This is a genomic window from Microbacterium californiense (assembly GCF_047246625.1).
Taxonomy (GTDB): Bacteria; Actinomycetota; Actinomycetes; order Actinomycetales; family Microbacteriaceae; genus Microbacterium.
Map to the genome: position 1 here is coordinate 931,598 of NZ_JBFOKQ010000001.1, position 14,694 is coordinate 946,291.

At 70.2% G+C, this 14,694-nt stretch carries 15 protein-coding genes and 2 tRNA genes; 2 read left to right on the plus strand and 15 right to left on the minus strand.

The window, feature by feature from the left end:
- Positions 1-2: 2 nt before the first annotated feature.
- The 5 genes from tsaE to coaA all read right to left on the minus strand — a co-directional run bounded on the left by tsaE (position 3) and on the right by coaA (position 4,866).
- Complete coding sequence (tsaE, locus tag AB3M82_RS04445; protein ID WP_412955818.1) at positions 3-497, minus strand: tRNA (adenosine(37)-N6)-threonylcarbamoyltransferase complex ATPase subunit type 1 TsaE; 495 nt, start codon at positions 495-497, stop codon at positions 3-5.
- Positions 494-1,600, minus strand: a complete 1,107-nt coding sequence (gene alr, locus AB3M82_RS04450; RefSeq protein ID WP_412955820.1) for an alanine racemase — start codon at positions 1,598-1,600, stop codon at positions 494-496. Before alr ends, tsaE begins: the two co-directional genes overlap by 4 nt.
- A complete protein-coding gene (locus tag AB3M82_RS04455; protein ID WP_412955821.1) occupies positions 1,597-1,956 on the minus strand; it encodes a holo-ACP synthase in 360 nt (119 codons plus the stop codon). Before AB3M82_RS04455 ends, alr begins: the two co-directional genes overlap by 4 nt.
- 53 nt (positions 1,957-2,009) lie before the next feature.
- Entirely contained in the window at positions 2,010-3,857 is a 1,848-nt protein-coding gene (gene glmS, locus AB3M82_RS04460; protein WP_412955822.1) for a glutamine--fructose-6-phosphate transaminase (isomerizing), read from the minus strand.
- Positions 3,858-3,921: 64 nt separating this feature from the next.
- Positions 3,922-4,866 (minus strand): type I pantothenate kinase, encoded by a 945-nt coding sequence (gene coaA, locus AB3M82_RS04465; protein WP_412955824.1) that lies wholly within the window; start codon positions 4,864-4,866, stop codon positions 3,922-3,924.
- Between the two features lie 36 nt (positions 4,867-4,902).
- On the opposite strand from coaA, the gene AB3M82_RS04470 reads away from it, so the two are divergent.
- Positions 4,903-5,841 carry a Ppx/GppA phosphatase family protein gene (locus AB3M82_RS04470; protein ID WP_412955826.1) on the plus strand — a complete coding sequence of 313 codons (939 nt, stop codon included), beginning with the start codon at positions 4,903-4,905 and terminating at the stop codon, positions 5,839-5,841.
- A gap of 97 nt (positions 5,842-5,938) precedes the next feature.
- Here AB3M82_RS04470 and glmM read toward each other — a convergent pair whose 3' ends face one another.
- The 7 genes from glmM to AB3M82_RS04505 form a co-directional block, all read right to left on the minus strand.
- The gene (glmM, locus tag AB3M82_RS04475; protein WP_412955828.1) at positions 5,939-7,306 is read right to left on the minus strand and encodes a phosphoglucosamine mutase; all 1,368 of its coding nucleotides are present in this window, start codon (positions 7,304-7,306) and stop codon (positions 5,939-5,941) included.
- A gap of 14 nt (positions 7,307-7,320) precedes the next feature.
- Positions 7,321-7,806 carry a 30S ribosomal protein S9 gene (rpsI, locus tag AB3M82_RS04480; RefSeq protein WP_412955830.1) on the minus strand — a complete coding sequence of 162 codons (486 nt, stop codon included), beginning with the start codon at positions 7,804-7,806 and terminating at the stop codon, positions 7,321-7,323.
- Positions 7,807-7,833: 27 nt separating this feature from the next.
- Entirely contained in the window at positions 7,834-8,280 is a 447-nt protein-coding gene (rplM, locus tag AB3M82_RS04485; protein WP_067121576.1) for a 50S ribosomal protein L13, read from the minus strand.
- A gap of 179 nt (positions 8,281-8,459) precedes the next feature.
- On the minus strand, positions 8,460-9,128 hold the full coding sequence (locus AB3M82_RS04490; RefSeq protein ID WP_412958008.1) for an endonuclease/exonuclease/phosphatase family protein: 669 nt from the start codon (positions 9,126-9,128) through the stop codon (positions 8,460-8,462).
- 70 nt (positions 9,129-9,198) lie between these two features.
- A complete protein-coding gene (gene truA, locus AB3M82_RS04495) occupies positions 9,199-10,053 on the minus strand; it encodes a tRNA pseudouridine(38-40) synthase TruA (protein WP_412955832.1) in 855 nt (284 codons plus the stop codon).
- A gap of 63 nt (positions 10,054-10,116) precedes the next feature.
- Positions 10,117-11,658: an APC family permease gene (locus AB3M82_RS04500; protein ID WP_412955833.1), complete on the minus strand. Its 1,542-nt coding sequence runs from the start codon at positions 11,656-11,658 to the stop codon at positions 10,117-10,119.
- A gap of 99 nt (positions 11,659-11,757) precedes the next feature.
- Positions 11,758-12,123: a winged helix-turn-helix transcriptional regulator gene (locus tag AB3M82_RS04505; protein WP_412955835.1), complete on the minus strand. Its 366-nt coding sequence runs from the start codon at positions 12,121-12,123 to the stop codon at positions 11,758-11,760.
- A 93-nt stretch (positions 12,124-12,216) separates the two neighbouring features.
- Here AB3M82_RS04505 and AB3M82_RS04510 point away from each other — a divergent pair, with 93 nt between their 5' ends.
- On the plus strand, positions 12,217-13,071 hold the full coding sequence (locus AB3M82_RS04510) for an SDR family oxidoreductase (RefSeq protein WP_412955836.1): 855 nt from the start codon (positions 12,217-12,219) through the stop codon (positions 13,069-13,071).
- A gap of 122 nt (positions 13,072-13,193) precedes the next feature.
- Here AB3M82_RS04510 and AB3M82_RS04515 read toward each other — a convergent pair.
- From AB3M82_RS04515 to AB3M82_RS04525, 3 genes are all read right to left on the minus strand, one after another.
- Positions 13,194-13,267, minus strand: a tRNA-Met gene (locus AB3M82_RS04515).
- A gap of 34 nt (positions 13,268-13,301) precedes the next feature.
- Positions 13,302-13,373, minus strand: a tRNA-Thr gene (locus AB3M82_RS04520).
- Positions 13,374-13,441: 68 nt separating this feature from the next.
- Complete coding sequence (locus tag AB3M82_RS04525; RefSeq protein ID WP_412955838.1) at positions 13,442-14,638, minus strand: M23 family metallopeptidase; 1,197 nt, start codon at positions 14,636-14,638, stop codon at positions 13,442-13,444.
- Between the last annotated feature and the right edge of the window lie 56 nt (positions 14,639-14,694).

The following is a 14,694-nucleotide window of genomic DNA, read 5'->3' on the forward strand; positions in this document are numbered from 1 at the left end:
GTTCAGACCTCGCTGCGCTCGAGCCGCCGGATGGTGACGATGCGCGGCGCGTCCGCGTCGAGCTCCGACGCGTCCAGGTCGTCGCCGGCGCCGCCGACCGGCCTCTCCAGCTCGACGTCCCACCAGGTGTCGGCCAGCTCCTCGGCCATGCCCCGACCCCACTCGATCACCACGACCGCGCGCTCGAGATCCAGATCGAGGTCGTCCAGCTCGGCCGCCGAGCCCAGGCGATACGCGTCGACGTGCACCAGGGGCGCGCGGCCGACGAGCGACGGATGGGTGCGGGCGATCACGAAGGTCGGGCTCTGCACGGGTCCACGGACCCCCAGTCCCTCGGCGAGGCCGCGGGTGAAGGTCGTCTTGCCCGCTCCGAGCGGTCCCGTGAGGATCAGCAGGTCGCCCGCCTCGAGCTGCTCTCCGAGCAGGAACCCGAGGCGCTCCATCTCACCGGCGGTCGGGATCTCCCGACGGCCGAGGAAGGCCGGGTCGACGCTCATACCGTCCTCCGGGGCACGCGGGGGCCGATGCGCGTGACGATCTCGTAGTTGATCGTGCCCGCGGCATCCGCCCAGTCCGCCGCCGACGGCACGCCGAGCGTGGGGTCGCCGAACAGGACCACCTCGTCGCCCACCGAGACGTCCGCATCGCCCACGTCGACGACGAACTGATCCATCGCGACCCGGCCGACGTTCGTGTACCTGCGCCCGCCGATCGAGACCGGGAGGCGGCCGGAGGCGTGCCGCGGCACGCCGTCCGCATACCCGAGCGGCACGAGCACGAGCGTGGTGTCGCGGGTCGTCCGATGGTCGTAGCCGTACGAGACCCCGGCGCCCGCGGGCACGCGGCGGACGGCGGCGACCGCACCGCGGAGCGTCATGGCAGGACGCAGCCCGAGCTGCGCCGAGGTGCGGTCGTCGAACGGCGACAGCCCGTACAGGCCGACGCCGACGCGCACGGCGTCCAATCGGGTCTCGGGCAGATCGATCGCCGCCGCCGTGGCCGCGAGGTGACGGATCTCCGGGCGGATGCCGAAGGATGCCGCCGCGGCGACCGCCTCCTCGAACTTCGCCAGCGCCGCCCGGTCGTCGGCCTCGGACGTGTTCGACAGATGACTGAACAGGCCCACGACCCGCACGCGGCCGATTCGCTCCAGGCGAGCGGCCTCGGCGAGCACGCGTCCCCAGTCCGCCGGCGCGATGCCGTTGCGCGACAGGCCCGTCTCGAACTTCAGGTGCACGGCCAGGGGACGGTCCACACTCGCGACGGCGGAGGCGGCCTCGAGCTGATCCACCGAGGAGATGCCGACCTCGATGCTCTGCGCGGCCGCCGCGTCGAACCGCTCCCCCGGGGCATGCAGCCAGGCCACGATCGGCGCGTGGACGCCCTGGCGCCGCAGCTCCAGCGCCTCGGGGATCTCCGCGACGCCCAGTCGCGCGGCGCCTCCCGCGAGCGCGGCCACCGCGGAGGCGGCGGCGCCGTGCCCGTAGGCGTCGGCCTTCACGACCGCGATGACCTCGGCCCCGGTGAGGCGGCGGAAGTGACGGACGTTGTCGGCGATGGCGTCGATGTCGATGGTGGCTTCGCGGAACGGCGCGGTCACAGCGGCTCTCCTTCGGCGACGACGAACGCGGCCGCCAGACCCGCGTCGTGAGTGAGTGTGAGATGGACCGTGCGGATGCCCCGCTCGACGACGACGTCGGCCGTCGAGCCGGAGAGCACGAAGTAGGGCTTGCCGGACGCCTCCGAGGCGATCTCGATCTCGGTCCAGTGCACGCCGTCCGATCCGCCCAGCGCCTTGATGAGCGCTTCCTTCGCGGCGTAGCGCGCGGCGAGCGACGGCAGCCGCAGGCCGCGCTCGGCCGGAGCGAAGAGGCGCTCCAGCAGGCGAGGGGTGCGCTCGAGGGTCCGCTCGAACCGGGGGACGTCCACGAGGTCGATGCCGGTCCCGATGATCACCCGTTCAGCCTACTCGCGGCGCGCGCATCGACCCGCGCGCCGCGAGGCCGACGTCACTCGACGGTGACGGACTTGGCGAGGTTGCGCGGCTGGTCGACGTCGAGGCCCTTGGCGGTGGCCAGCGCCATCGCGAACACCTGCAGCGGCACCACGGCGAGCAGCGGCTCGAACATCGGGCCCGCGAGCGGGATGCGGATGACCTCGTCGGCGAACGGGAGCACGGCGGCGTCGCCCTCTTCGGCGATCACGATGACCCGGGCGCCGCGGGCGCGGATCTCCTGGATGTTCGAGACGACCTTGGAGTGCACCAGCGCCGAGTGGCGCGGCGACGGCACGAGGACGAACACCGGCTGGCCGGGCTCGATCAGCGCGATCGGGCCGTGCTTCAGCTCGCCGGCCGCGAAGCCCTCGGCGTGGATGTAGGAGATCTCCTTGAGCTTGAGCGCGCCCTCGAGCGCGATCGGGTACCCGACGTGGCGGCCGAGGAACAGCACCGAGCGGGTGTCGGCCATCCAGCCCGCGAGCTGGGTGACGTGCTCGTTCTCCTCGGCGAGCACCTGGGCGATCTTCTCGGGCAGCTCCGCGAGCTCGGTGACGTCGGTCGAGGCGTCGGCGACCGTGCCGCGCACGCGCCCCATGTGCAGGCCCAGCAGCAGCAGCGCCGTGATCTGGGCCGAGAACGCCTTGGTCGACGCCACGGCGACCTCCGGACCGGCGTGCGTGTAGACGACGGCATCCGACTCGCGCGGGATGGTCGCGCCCTGCGTGTTGCAGACCGACAGCGTGCGGGCCCCGCGCTCGCGGGCGTACTTGACGGCCATCAGGGTGTCCATCGTCTCGCCGGACTGGCTGATGGAGATCACCAGGGTGTCGGCGCCGATCACCGGGTCGCGGTAGCGGAACTCGTGCGCCAGCTCGACGTCGACGGCGACGCGGGCCCACTGCTCGATCGCGTATTTGCCGACGAGCGCGGCATAGGATGCCGTGCCGCACGCCGTGATGATGACCCGGGTGATGCCGAGGAACAGCTCGTCGAGGCCGTCGAGCTCCGGGATCACGACCTGTCCGTCGGCGATGCGTCCGCGGATCGTGTTGGCCACGGCCTCGGGCTGCTCGGAGACCTCCTTGGCCATGAAGCTCGCCCAGCCGCCCTTTTCGGCCGCCGCGGCGTCCCAGGAGACGTCGAAGGGCTCCGGCGTCACGGGGGTGCCGGCGAAGTCGACGACCGTCACGGCGTCCGGCGTGATCGACACGATCTGGTCCTGCCCGATGGCCAGCGCCTTGCGCGTGTGCTCGACGAATGCGGCGACGTCCGAGCCGAGGAAGTTCTCGCCCTCGCCGAGACCGATCACGAGCGGGGAGTTGCGGCGTGCGCCGACCACGAGGTCCGGGTGGTCCCGATGCACCGCCAGGAGAGTGAAGGCGCCTTCGAGGCGGTTCACGACCGCGCGGAAGGCCAGCTCGAGGTCTCCGCCGTTGCCGGCGTACTCCCGGCCGAGCAGGGCGGCCGCCACCTCGGTGTCGGTCTCGCTGCGGAAGGCGACGCCGTCGGCGAGGAGCTCGTCGCGGAGTGCGGCGAAGTTCTCGATGATGCCGTTGTGGATGAGCGCGAGCTTGTCGTCGTCTGCGAGGTGCGGGTGCGCGTTGACGTCGGTGGGGCCGCCGTGGGTGGCCCACCGGGTGTGACCGATGCCGGTCGTGCCCTCCGGGAGCGGCGCGTCGGCGAGCGACTCGCGCAGCGCGCTGAGCTTGCCTGCCTTCTTGCGCATGCCCAGGGTGCCCTCGCCGTCGATCACGGCGACGCCGGCGGAGTCATAGCCGCGGTACTCGAGACGGGCGAGACCGGAGAGAAGGATGTCCTGGCTGGGGCGCGGGCCCACGTATCCGACGATTCCACACATAGGGACAAGGGTAAGCCGGACTTTTTGCAAGCCGTCCGAACATACGCGCGGAGGACGCCTGCGGTCAGAGCTTGCGCAGGAGCACGCTCTCGACGCTGTGATCGGCGCCCTTGCGCAGCACCAGGCGGGCGCGGTGCCGAGTGGGCATCACGTTCTCGACCAGGTTCGGCATGTTGATGTCGTTCCAGTAGCCGAGAGCGGTCGTGATCGCCTCGTCGTCCGTGAGGTGCGCGAACACGTTGAAGTACGAGGAGGGGTTGCTGAACGCCCCCTGGCGCAGCGCGAGGAAGCGCTCGACGTACCAGTTCTCGATGTGCGCACTGTCGGCGTCCACGTAGATCGAGAAGTCGAAGAGGTCGCTGACGGCCACGTCGTTGGGCGCCGCCGGCGGCTGGAGCACGTTCAGCCCCTCGACGATCACGACATCGGGACGCCGCACGACGACGTGCGCGTCGGGCACGATGTCGTATCGCATGTGCGAGTAGAAGGGCGCCCGCACCTCGGGGGCGCCGCTCTTGACCTCCGTCAGGAACTCGATCAGGGACCGACGGTCGTACGACTCGGGGAACCCCTTGCGCTCCATCAGCCCGCGCCGCTCGAGCTCGGCGTTCGGATACAGGAACCCGTCGGTGGTCACCAGCTCCACGCGGGGGGTCCCGGGCCAGCGGCTCATCAGCTCGCGCAGCAGCCGGGCGATCGTGGACTTGCCCACGGCCACCGAACCGGCGACGCCGACGACGAACGGCGTCGTGGTGTCCTCCTCCTGCAGGAAGGAGCTCGTCGCCGCGCCCAGCCGCTTGGTGGACGTGGCGTACAGGCTGAGCAGACGGCTCAGGGGCAGGTAGACCTCGCGCACCTCGGTCAGGCTGAGCCGATCGCCGATGCCGCGGATCTCGACCACCTCGGTCTCCGTGAGCGGCTGATCGAGGTCCGCAGCCAGCTTCGCCCAGTCCGCTCGACCGATCTCGCGATACGGCGACAGGGGCTCGGTGGGGTCGACGGTGGTCACGCACTCATCGTATCGGGGCGGGAGTAGTCTCTTGCCGTGCGCCTGGGAGTCCTCGACATCGGTTCCAACACCGTCCACATGCTGGCGGCGGACGTGCGCCCGGGAGGGCGCCCGCTCGCGACGACGAGCGATCGCTCGGTCCTGCGGCTGATGCGGTACCTCACACCCGACGGCGCGATCTCCGAGGACGGCGTGCGCGCGCTCGAGACCGCCGTCGTCCAGGCGCGGCGGGTCGCCGAGGCCGAACGCGTCGACGCGCTCCTCGCGACCGCGACCAGCGCCGTGCGCGATGCCGCGAACGGCGCCGACGTCATCGCGCGCATCGAAGCGGCGCTCGGCCAGCCGCTGCAGGTGCTGGACGGCGAGACCGAGGCCGAGCTGACCTTCCTCGCGGTGCGCCGGTGGTTCGGGTGGTCGGCCGGTCAGATCCTGCTGCTCGACATCGGCGGAGGCTCTCTCGAGATCGCCGCCGGCGGGGAGGAGCTGCCGGATGCCGCGGCATCCGTCCCCCTCGGCGCGGGGCGCATGACGGTGCAGTTCCTGCCGCACGACCCGCCCGGAGAGGACGACGTCGAGCGGCTCCGCGCCCATGCGACGCGCACGCTCGACGCGGTCCTGCCGCGCTTCGCGCCGCTGCCGCGCCCCGATCACGTCGTCGGGTCGTCGAAGGCCATCCGGTCGCTCGCGCGTCTGGTCGGGTATCCCGCGCCCGGGTGGTCGGGATCGGAGCGGATGCTGCTCCCCCGCGCCGCCCTGGGATCCTGGATCCCGCGGCTCGCGCGGATCCCGGCATCCGCTCGTCAGGAGCTGCCGGGCATCACCCCCGACCGCACCTTCCAGATCGTCGCGGCGGCGGTCTCGCTGCACGCCGCGATGACGGCACTGCGGGTGGACGAGCTCGAGGTCTCGCCCTGGGCGCTGCGCGAAGGCGTGCTCCTGCGCTACATCGAGCAGCTCGGGCGCGAACCGTCCTGAGTCGCGGCGGACCGGGAGGGCGACGGCAGGTTCCCGTCGCGCGCCCTCACCAGCGCATCGGGGGCACCGGTGAGGGGCGGGACGAGAAGTCCGAGCCTCAGGCGTCGGAGAGGGCCAGACGCTCGCGCACGACGCCGGCCAGCCGGTCGGCGTAGGCCTGTGCGGAGTCGCCGTCGGCCGCCTCGACCATCACCCGGACGAGCGGCTCGGTGCCGGACTTGCGCAGCAGCACACGGCCGGTGTCGCCCAGTTCATCCTCGAGCTCGCGCACGGCGGCCTGGACGGCCTCGTCCTCGGCGACGCGGTCCTTGTCGACGTCGCGGACGTTGATGAGCACCTGCGGGTAGACCGTCATGACCGAGGCGAGCTCGGCGAGGGTCTTGCCCTGACGCGCCATCTCGGCCACGAGGTGGAGGCCCGTGAGCAGGCCGTCGCCGGTTGTGGCGTACTCGCTCATGATCACGTGACCGGACTGCTCGCCGCCGAGCGCGTAGCCGCCCGCGTTCATGTCCTCCAGCACGTAGCGGTCGCCCACGGCCGTCTGCCGGACGGTGATCCCGTGCTCGCGCATGGCCATGTGCAGTCCGAGGTTGCTCATCACGGTCGCGACGAGGGTGTCGTCGGTCAGGTGACCGCGCTCCTTCATCGCCACCGCGAGGATCGCCATGATCTGGTCGCCGTCGATCACGTTGCCCTGCGCGTCGACCGCAAGGCAGCGGTCGGCGTCGCCGTCGTGCGCGATGCCGACATCGGCGCCGAGACGCACCACGGCCTCCGCCAGGTTCTCGAGGTGAGTCGAGCCGACGCCGTCGTTGATGTTGAGGCCGTCGGGCTCGGCGCCGATCACGGTCACCTCGGCCCCGGCGTCGCGGAAGGTCTCCGGCGAGACGCCGGACGCCGCGCCGTGCGCGCAGTCGAGGACCACATGGATGCCCCCGAGGCGATGGGGCAGCGAGCCGAGCAGGTGCACGACGTAGCGGTCCTCGGCATCCGAGAACCGGTCGATGCGACCGACTCCCGCACCCGTGGGACGCAGCTTGTCGCCGTCCATCGCGGCCTCGATCCGCTGCTCGACGATGTCGGGCAGCTTGACCCCGCCGCGGGCGAAGATCTTGATCCCGTTGTCGGGCGCCGCGTTGTGCGACGCGGAGATCATCACCCCGAAGTCGGCGTCACGATCGGCGACGAGGAACGCGAGCGCGGGAGTCGGGATGACGCCCGCCTCGAGCACGTCCACTCCGGAGGAGGCGAGGCCGGCCGCGACGGCGGCGGTCAGGAAGTGACCCGAGACGCGGGGGTCCCGGGCGACCACTGCGGTGAGTCGCTTGCCTTCGGCCTTGCGAGCCTCCGCAGTACGGCCCTGGCCCAGGACGACAGCAGTCGCCTGGGCCAGGGTGAGCGCCAGGTCGGCGGTGAGGATGCCATTGGCGAGTCCTCGCACGCCGTCCGTGCCAAAGATCGGCATCGGAGCAGTGGACCTTAACGCTTCGAGTACTGAGGCGCCTTGCGGGCCTTCTTGAGACCGGCCTTCTTGCGCTCCTTGACGCGGGCGTCGCGCGAGAGGAAGCCGGCCTTCTTCAGGGTCGGACGGTTGTTCTCCTCGTCGATGCCGTTGAGGGCACGGGCGATGCCGAGACGCAGCGCGCCGGCCTGGCCCGAGGGGCCGCCGCCGGAGATGCGCGCGATGACGTCATAGCCGCCGGCGAGGTTGAGGACCGTGAACGGGTCGTTGATCAGCTGCTGGTGCAGCTTGTTCGGGAAGTAGTCTTCGATCGTGCGGCCGTTGACCGTGATCGTGCCCGAGCCGGGGATCAGACGCACGCGGGCGATGGCCTGCTTGCGACGACCGACTGCGGCGCCGGGGACGCTGAGCACGGGGCGGGGAGCCGCCTCGACGGCCTCGGACTCGGGGGTCGAGGTCGAGAAGCTCTGGGGGGTTTCGGTGGTGTCCTGGATGTCAGCCACGAGTATGTCCTTAAGTCTGTACGGCGCTTACTGGGCGACCTGGTCGAGGGTGTACGGCTGGGGCTGCTGCGCGGCGTGCGGGTGCTCGGCACCGACGTACACCTTCAGCTTCGACAGCTGCTGGCGGCCCAGGCTGTTCTTGGGGAGCATGCCGCGGATGGCCTTCTCCACAGCGCGGACCGGGTTCTTCTCGAGGAGCTCGGCGTAGGTGACCGACTTGAGGCCGCCCGGGTAGCCCGAGTGACGGTAGGCCAGCTTCTTCTGGAGCTTCTGACCCGTGAGCGCGACCTTGTCGGCGTTCACGATGATGACGAAGTCACCGGAGTCGATGTGGTTGGCGAAGGTCGGCTTGTGCTTGCCGCGCAGGAGCGTTGCCGCGTGCGAGGCGAGACGGCCGAGGACGACGTCGGTGGCGTCGATGACGACCCAGTCACGCTGGACCTCGCCGGCCTTCGGGGTGTAAGTGCGCGTCACGATAGTGCTGCTTTCTTGTGTCGAACGGAGAAGTTCGTGAATCCCACTCCGGGGTGGTTCTTCCCTACAGGGAGGAACACGCCAGTGGAGGGCTCACGTTCGGATGATGCACCGGACTCCGCGAGGAGGCGGGCACCAAAGAGACAGCATACGCCACTCGGCGCGGTTCCCCAAACCCGTCAGTGCGGCTGCGCGGTGATGAGGATCGGCCGGTGGTCGCTCGCGCGCTGCGGGAGCGTCGTGATGCGGTCGACCGCGAACCCGATCGACGTCGCGAAGTCGTAGTGCCCGCGGAACACCCGGTAGCGGGTGTAGGTGTGGTCGTCGCTCAGCGTGAGCGCGTACCCGTGGTCGCGCACCGCCTGGCCGAGGTTCTCCTTGAACACCGGGTAGTTGTAGTCCCCCACCATCAGCTGCGGAAGCCCGTCGCCCAGAGAGGCCAGCGCCGTGAGCGCGGCCTTGATCTGGTGGCGGCGAAGCGAGTTCAGCGCGGTGAGCGGCGCCGCGTGGAACGACGCGACGATGATGTCCCGGCCCGCGTCGATGTCGGCCAGGCGCACCCCCAGCATCCGCTCGTGCGCGGGCTTCGCGATCCGGTCGTGGAGGGACTTCTTGAGCTCGATCGCCCGGATCTCGCGCGGTCGGAACGTGCTCGACCGGTAGTAGAGCGCCAGCCCGAGCCGGTTGCCCTGCGTCGCGTCGGCGAGCGCCAGCCCGTCGATCCGGTCGGGGAGGTGCTGCACGTCGCACTCCTGCAGGCACAGGATGTCGGGGTCGTGCTCGGCGACGAGAGCCTCGAGCTCGCCCGCGGCACGGTGCTTCTGCAGGTTGTAGGAGATCACCTTCATGGTCTCGTCCACGCTACCCGCCGTGGCTGTGCACGGGCTCCGTCTCGATCGATCGCGACGGAGGACGCCGTCATGCCGCGTCGCCCTCCTGATCGCGGCGCGCGCGGGTCTGGTCGGCGCGCGACCCGAGGAGGTCGTCGGCCGGGTAGCCCACCTCGGTGAGGGTCAGCCCCCGCGCGGCGAGGACCTTGAACTCGCTCGTGCGGGTCAGGGCGTCGCGCAGCACGACCAGATCGTCGACGTCGAGGCGCCCCTCCCCCACGGCGGCGCACGCGCCGACCAGGGCCCGCACCATGCTGTGACAGAACGCGTCGGCCTTGACCTCGGCCACCAGCACCCCGTCGTCGTCGCGCCGCCACCGGTAGTCGAGCAGCGTGCGGATGGTGGTGGCCTCCTCCCGCGGCTTGCAGTAGGCCGCGAAGTCGTGGAGCCCGATGAGGGTGCGGGCGGCGGCATCCATCGCCTCGGCGTCGAGATCGCCGCGGATGCCGGTGGTGTCGAAGCGCCGCAGCGGGTCGTAGCCGGATCGGTCGTCGGCGAGACGGTAGCGGTAGCGCCGCCACACGGCCGAGAACCGGGCGTCGAAACCCTCGGGCGCCCGGCAGCTGCGGTGCACGGTCACGTCGGCGTAGGAACCCAGCACTCCGCGCATCCGGCCAGCGATCGACGCGGCGGGATCCGCGACCGCCCGTCCGCGACGCGACTCGATGCGCGCCCATTGCTCCTCGTCCAGATCGACGTGCGCGACCTGACCCGAGGCGTGGACTCCGGCATCCGTGCGTCCCGCGACGACGAACCGCACGTCAGACCCCACGATCCGCCCCAGCGCCGCCTCGAGCGTGCCCTGCACCGTGCGCAGCGTGGGCTGACGCGCCCACCCGCGGAAATGGGTCCCGTCGTAGGCGATGTCGAGCCGGATGCGCACGTCAGCAAGCCTAGGACACCCGCGCCGCCACCCCGCGGGACCGGCCCCGTCGAGCCGTGGCGCTCAGATGCCGCCGTCGATCGAGCGGATCGTGACACTCGGCTCGTCGGGCACCATGACCTGCGTCTCGCGGTTGAGGCTCTCGCCGCGGAAGAACCGCTTCGACCGCGGGAAGAGGTACCAGAGGAACATCAGCACCAGGCCGAAGGCGAGCGAGCCGATGCCGATCACGAACGTCCCGCCGATGCCGAAGAGCACCGTGTAGCCGTAGTCGACGTCCCACATGTCGATCGCCGACTGCACGAACGCGCCCGTCAGCAGCACGCCGCCGAGCAGCGGGAACAGGCCCTTGAAGAAGAAGTCCCGCGCCGAACGGAAGATGTCGGCGCGGAAGAACCACACGCAGGCGAAGCCGGTGATGGCGTAGTAGAACGCGATCGCGAGCCCGAGAGACAGGATCGAGTCCTGCAGGATGTTGTCGCTGATCAGCGTCATCCCGACGTAGTACAGGGAGGCGACCACCCCCATGACGATCGTCGAGAACGACGGGGTCTTGTAGCGCGGGTGCACCTCCTTGAACTTCGCGGGCAGTGCCCGGTAGACGCCCATCGCGAGCGTTCCGCGAGCCGTAGGCAGGATCGTCGTCTGCGTGGACGAGACCGCCGAGATGATCACCGAGACCACGAGCACCCAGCCGAAGGGGCCGAGGAGTCCGTCCTTGATCGCGAGGAAGAAGTCGTCGGCGTTCGCCTCGTTGCCGAGACCCGTGCCCGCCTCGCCGAGACCCGCGTACATCATGGCCGCGATCGTCACGGCGACGTAGGTCACCAGGAGGATGACGGTGGTCAGCAGCGCGGCCCGGCCGGGGATGCGCTTCGGGTCCTTCGTCTCCTCGTTGAGCGCGAGGCAGGTGTCCCAGCCCCAGTAGATGAAGAGGGCGAGGAGGATCGCTTCGGTGAAGCCCGACCAGTCGGTGAAGGCGAACGGGTTCAACCACTCCCAGTCGAACGGCGTGGCATCCGGAGCGGTGCCCGCGAAGAACTGCCAGAGGGCGGTCACGACGAAGATGGCGAGGGCCAGGTACTGGATGCCGAGGAGGATGTTCTGGATGCGCTCGCCGATCTCGACGCCGCGCCAGCTCACCCAGGTCATCGCCGCGATGAAGAGCACGGCCACCACCACGACCCGCCAGTCGTTGTTCTCGAGGTCCTGCCCGATGAGCGACCAGAAATACACCGAGGCGATCTGCGCGAGGTTCGCCAGCACGACCATGCCCGCGACCGCGACGCCCCAGCCGCCCATCCAGCCCACCCACGGCCCGAAGGCCTTGGTGCCCCAGGTGAACGTCGTGCCGCAATCGGGCACGGCGTTGTTGAGCTCTCGGTAGGCGAACGCGATCAGCAGCATCGGCACGAAGGCGATGATGAACGCGATGGGCGCCTGGGCGCCGACCGCCAGGACCACGAAGCCGAGCGTCGCCACGAGCGAGTACACGGGCGCCGTGGAAGCCAGGCCGATGACTGTGGAGCCCCAGAGCCCCAGCGTTCCGGCCGCCAGTCCCTTGCCGTCGGGTCGTTCCAAGTGGATGGGCGTCGTCGCTGCCATGCTCAGAACATACGACCCACGCGGTTATCGCGTCAATCGTTTTCTCCGAGTGATGGATTCCGCCGTCTGCCCGGGGTGGTCACGACGGAATCCGCAGTTTCACGACCGACGGAGCATCGTGTCGGAGTGCTGGGCGACCCACTGCATCAGCGGCAGCATCCGCTCCATCAGGTCGCGTCCGAGCGGCGTCAGGCTGTACTCGACGTGGGGCGGGACGGTCGGATAGGACTCCCGGTGCACCAGGCCGTCGTCGGCGAGGGTGCGCAGCGTCGAGGCGAGCATCTTCTCGCTGATGCCGTCGACTTCCCGGCGGAGCTGCCCCCAGCGCAGCGTGCCGTCGGACAGGCACGACAGCACCAGCACGCCCCACTTGCTCATGATGTGGTCCAGCACGACGCGCGTGCTGCAGCCCTCCTCGAAGACCTGGGGCATGCTCGCGCGGATTCCCGCATAACTCACCGACATGTGGGTACCTTACGTGAAAGTGGGTACCGTTGCTTCGGAAGGTTCGGGCGGCGGACCGAGTTGTCGAGAGTGTCATCCACGAAAGGACACTCCATGACCACTCTCGTCACCGGTGCCACCGGCCACCTCGGCCGTCTCGTCATCGCCGGCCTCCTCGAGCGCGGCGCCGAGCCGTCATCGATCGTCGCCGGAGTGCGCGATCTCGCCAGAGCCGCTGATCTGTCTGCGCTCGGCGTGCGCACGGCCGTCGTCGACTACGACCGCCCCGAGACCGTCGCGGCCGCTCTCGAAGACGTCGATACTGTGCTCCTCATCTCCGGCTCCGAGGTCGGGCGTCGGGTGGACCAGCACCGGGCGGTCATCGACGCCGCCGTCGCCGCCGGAGTGTCGAAGTTCGTCTACACGAGCGCGCCGCAGGCGCCGACGAGTGCGCTCATCCTCGCGCCTGAGCACAAGGCGACCGAGGAGCTCATCGCGGCTTCCGGCCTGCCCGCCGTCATCCTCCGCAACAACTGGTACACCGAGAACTACGCCGGCGATCTCGCTCAGGCCCGGGAGACCGGCACGATCGCGGCGAGCGTCGGCGATGGGCGCGTCGCATCGGCCAGCCGCCGGGACTTCGCGGATGCCGCGGCCGTCGTCCTGCTCGAGGACGGGCACGTCGGCCAGGCGTACGAGCTCGGCGGCGACGTCGCCTGGACCTTCGACGACCTCGCAGCAGCTCTCACCGAGGTCGTCGGCCGCCCGGTCGAGTACCGTGCGCTCTCGACCGAGGAGCACGCCGCGGCACTCGAAGCGGCGGGACTGGACGCGGGGACCGTCGGCTTCGTGACGGCCCTGGACGCCGGCATCCGCGACGGTGCCCTCGCCCACACGGACGGCACGCTCGCACGGCTCATCGGCCGCCCGACCACTCCCCTCGTGGAGGGTCTGCGCACTGTCGCCTGAGGTTCGGCTCGCGGCTCCGGTCGCGCGAACGGCTGTTCTCAGGCCTCAGAACAGCCGTTCGTGCGACCGGAATCGGCGAGGGTACGGAAAAACCCCGGTCGGAGGACCGGGGTTTGAATCTGTAGCAGGAGCGGGGCTTGAACCCGCGACCTCACGATTATGAGTCGTGCGCTCTGACCAGCTGAGCTACCCTGCCGCATCGCATCCGCGTCGCAGAGACGAATGCTGCGAGCCCCGAGTCAGGATTGAACTGACGACCCCTTCCTTACCATGGAAGTGCTCTGCCACTGAGCTATCGGGGCGTGCTGCCCCTCGCGGGGCAACCACACGAGAATACCATCACTGTGGCGTCCTCATGAAATCCGCTCGATCAGTACTCGTACCGACCGGCGTTCGCGCGGAGCCACGGCAGCGGGTCGATGGTCGATCCGTTGACGATGAGCTCGAAGTGCATGTGCGCTCCGTAGGAGCGTCCGGTGTTGCCGGTCTTGCCGATGGTCGTTCCGACCTTGACGGTGTCGCCGGTCTTGACCTGGAGCGAGCCGTACTGCATGTGCGCGTAGTGGCTCGTGATGACCTCGCCGTCGATGACGTGGTCGATGTAGACGGTCACGCCGTAGGCGCCGCCCTGCTCGGTGGCGATGCGCACCGTGCCGTCGGCGATCGCCTGCACAGGTGCGCCGTTGCCCGGCACGAAGTCGATGCCCTCGTGCAGACGGCCGCTGCGCATGCCGTAGCCGTAGCTCATGCCGACGCCCACGAGGAACGGCCACTGGATGGCCGCCTCCGGGTCGTTGGTGAAGACCTCGTTGGAGTAGTTGATGCCCTGCTCGGCGGCGACCTCGACGAGGGAGATGGTGCTGAAGTTGTCGGTGCGGGTGAGCGAGGCGTTCTGCACATCGGACGACGTGACGAAGGCCTGGATCTCGTCGTTCGACTTCTTGCCCTTCTCGGCCGGCGCGGCGACGAGCGACGTGGAGGCGGTCGACGTGCCCTGCACCGCGGCGAGCGCCTCGGCGGGGAGCGTCATCGAGACGGCCAGGAGGCCGGCGAGGCTCATGACCCCGACGGTCGCACCGACGGTCACCGTCTTGCGGAAGCGACCGGCGCGGCGGTGGGCGACCTGGGTGATCTCGGCTGCGGAGGGGAAGGCAGCGCTGGCGGGAGTCGCGGATGCCGTCTCGGTGGCGCGGAAGGAGCTGCCGCGGAACGCCTGGGACGCCTGCTCGAAGGCGTCGATCAGCACCTCGGCCATCGGCGTCGTCGCATCGGCGCGCGGCGCGGCGGGCACGTCGGCGGGTTCGGGCGTCGGCTCGGCGAGGACGGAGGCCGCCTCATCGGGCTCGACGATCGGCTCGGCGGGGGCGTCGACCGCGAGCGTCTCGTCGGCGGCGAGCGCTGCGGCGCGGAGGCGGGCGGCCCGACGCGAGGAGGGGGTGACGATCTCGTCGACCGGAGCCGCGGGGGCGACACGGGTGGACGAGGCGACCGGGGTGGGGCTCTCCGCCGAAGCGGCCGCGGGAACCGTGGTCTCGGTCACCGTCGCGGGAACTTCGGACGCCGCCATGCGGAGTCGACTGGATCGCCGTGTGGGCGCAGTGCCAGCCTGGGGATTCTCGAAGG

What these genes read in the sequence shown, in the direction of transcription:
- tsaE (WP_412955818.1), bottom strand. Translation starts at nt 497, where the DNA reads ATGAGCGTCGACCCGGCCTTCCTCGGCCGTCGGGAGATCCCGACCGCC.
- glmS (WP_412955822.1), bottom strand. Translation starts at nt 3,857, where the DNA reads ATGTGTGGAATCGTCGGATACGTGGGCCCGCGCCCCAGCCAGGACATC.
- glmM (WP_412955828.1), bottom strand. Translation starts at nt 7,306, where the DNA reads ATGCCGATCTTTGGCACGGACGGCGTGCGAGGACTCGCCAATGGCATC.
- AB3M82_RS04490 (WP_412958008.1), bottom strand. Translation starts at nt 9,128, where the DNA reads ATGAAGGTGATCTCCTACAACCTGCAGAAGCACCGTGCCGCGGGCGAG.
- AB3M82_RS04500 (WP_412955833.1), bottom strand. Translation starts at nt 11,658, where the DNA reads ATGGCAGCGACGACGCCCATCCACTTGGAACGACCCGACGGCAAGGGA.
- AB3M82_RS04505 (WP_412955835.1), bottom strand. Translation starts at nt 12,123, where the DNA reads ATGTCGGTGAGTTATGCGGGAATCCGCGCGAGCATGCCCCAGGTCTTC.
- AB3M82_RS04510 (WP_412955836.1), top strand. Translation starts at nt 12,217, where the DNA reads ATGACCACTCTCGTCACCGGTGCCACCGGCCACCTCGGCCGTCTCGTC.
- AB3M82_RS04525 (WP_412955838.1), bottom strand. Translation starts at nt 14,638, where the DNA reads ATGGCGGCGTCCGAAGTTCCCGCGACGGTGACCGAGACCACGGTTCCC.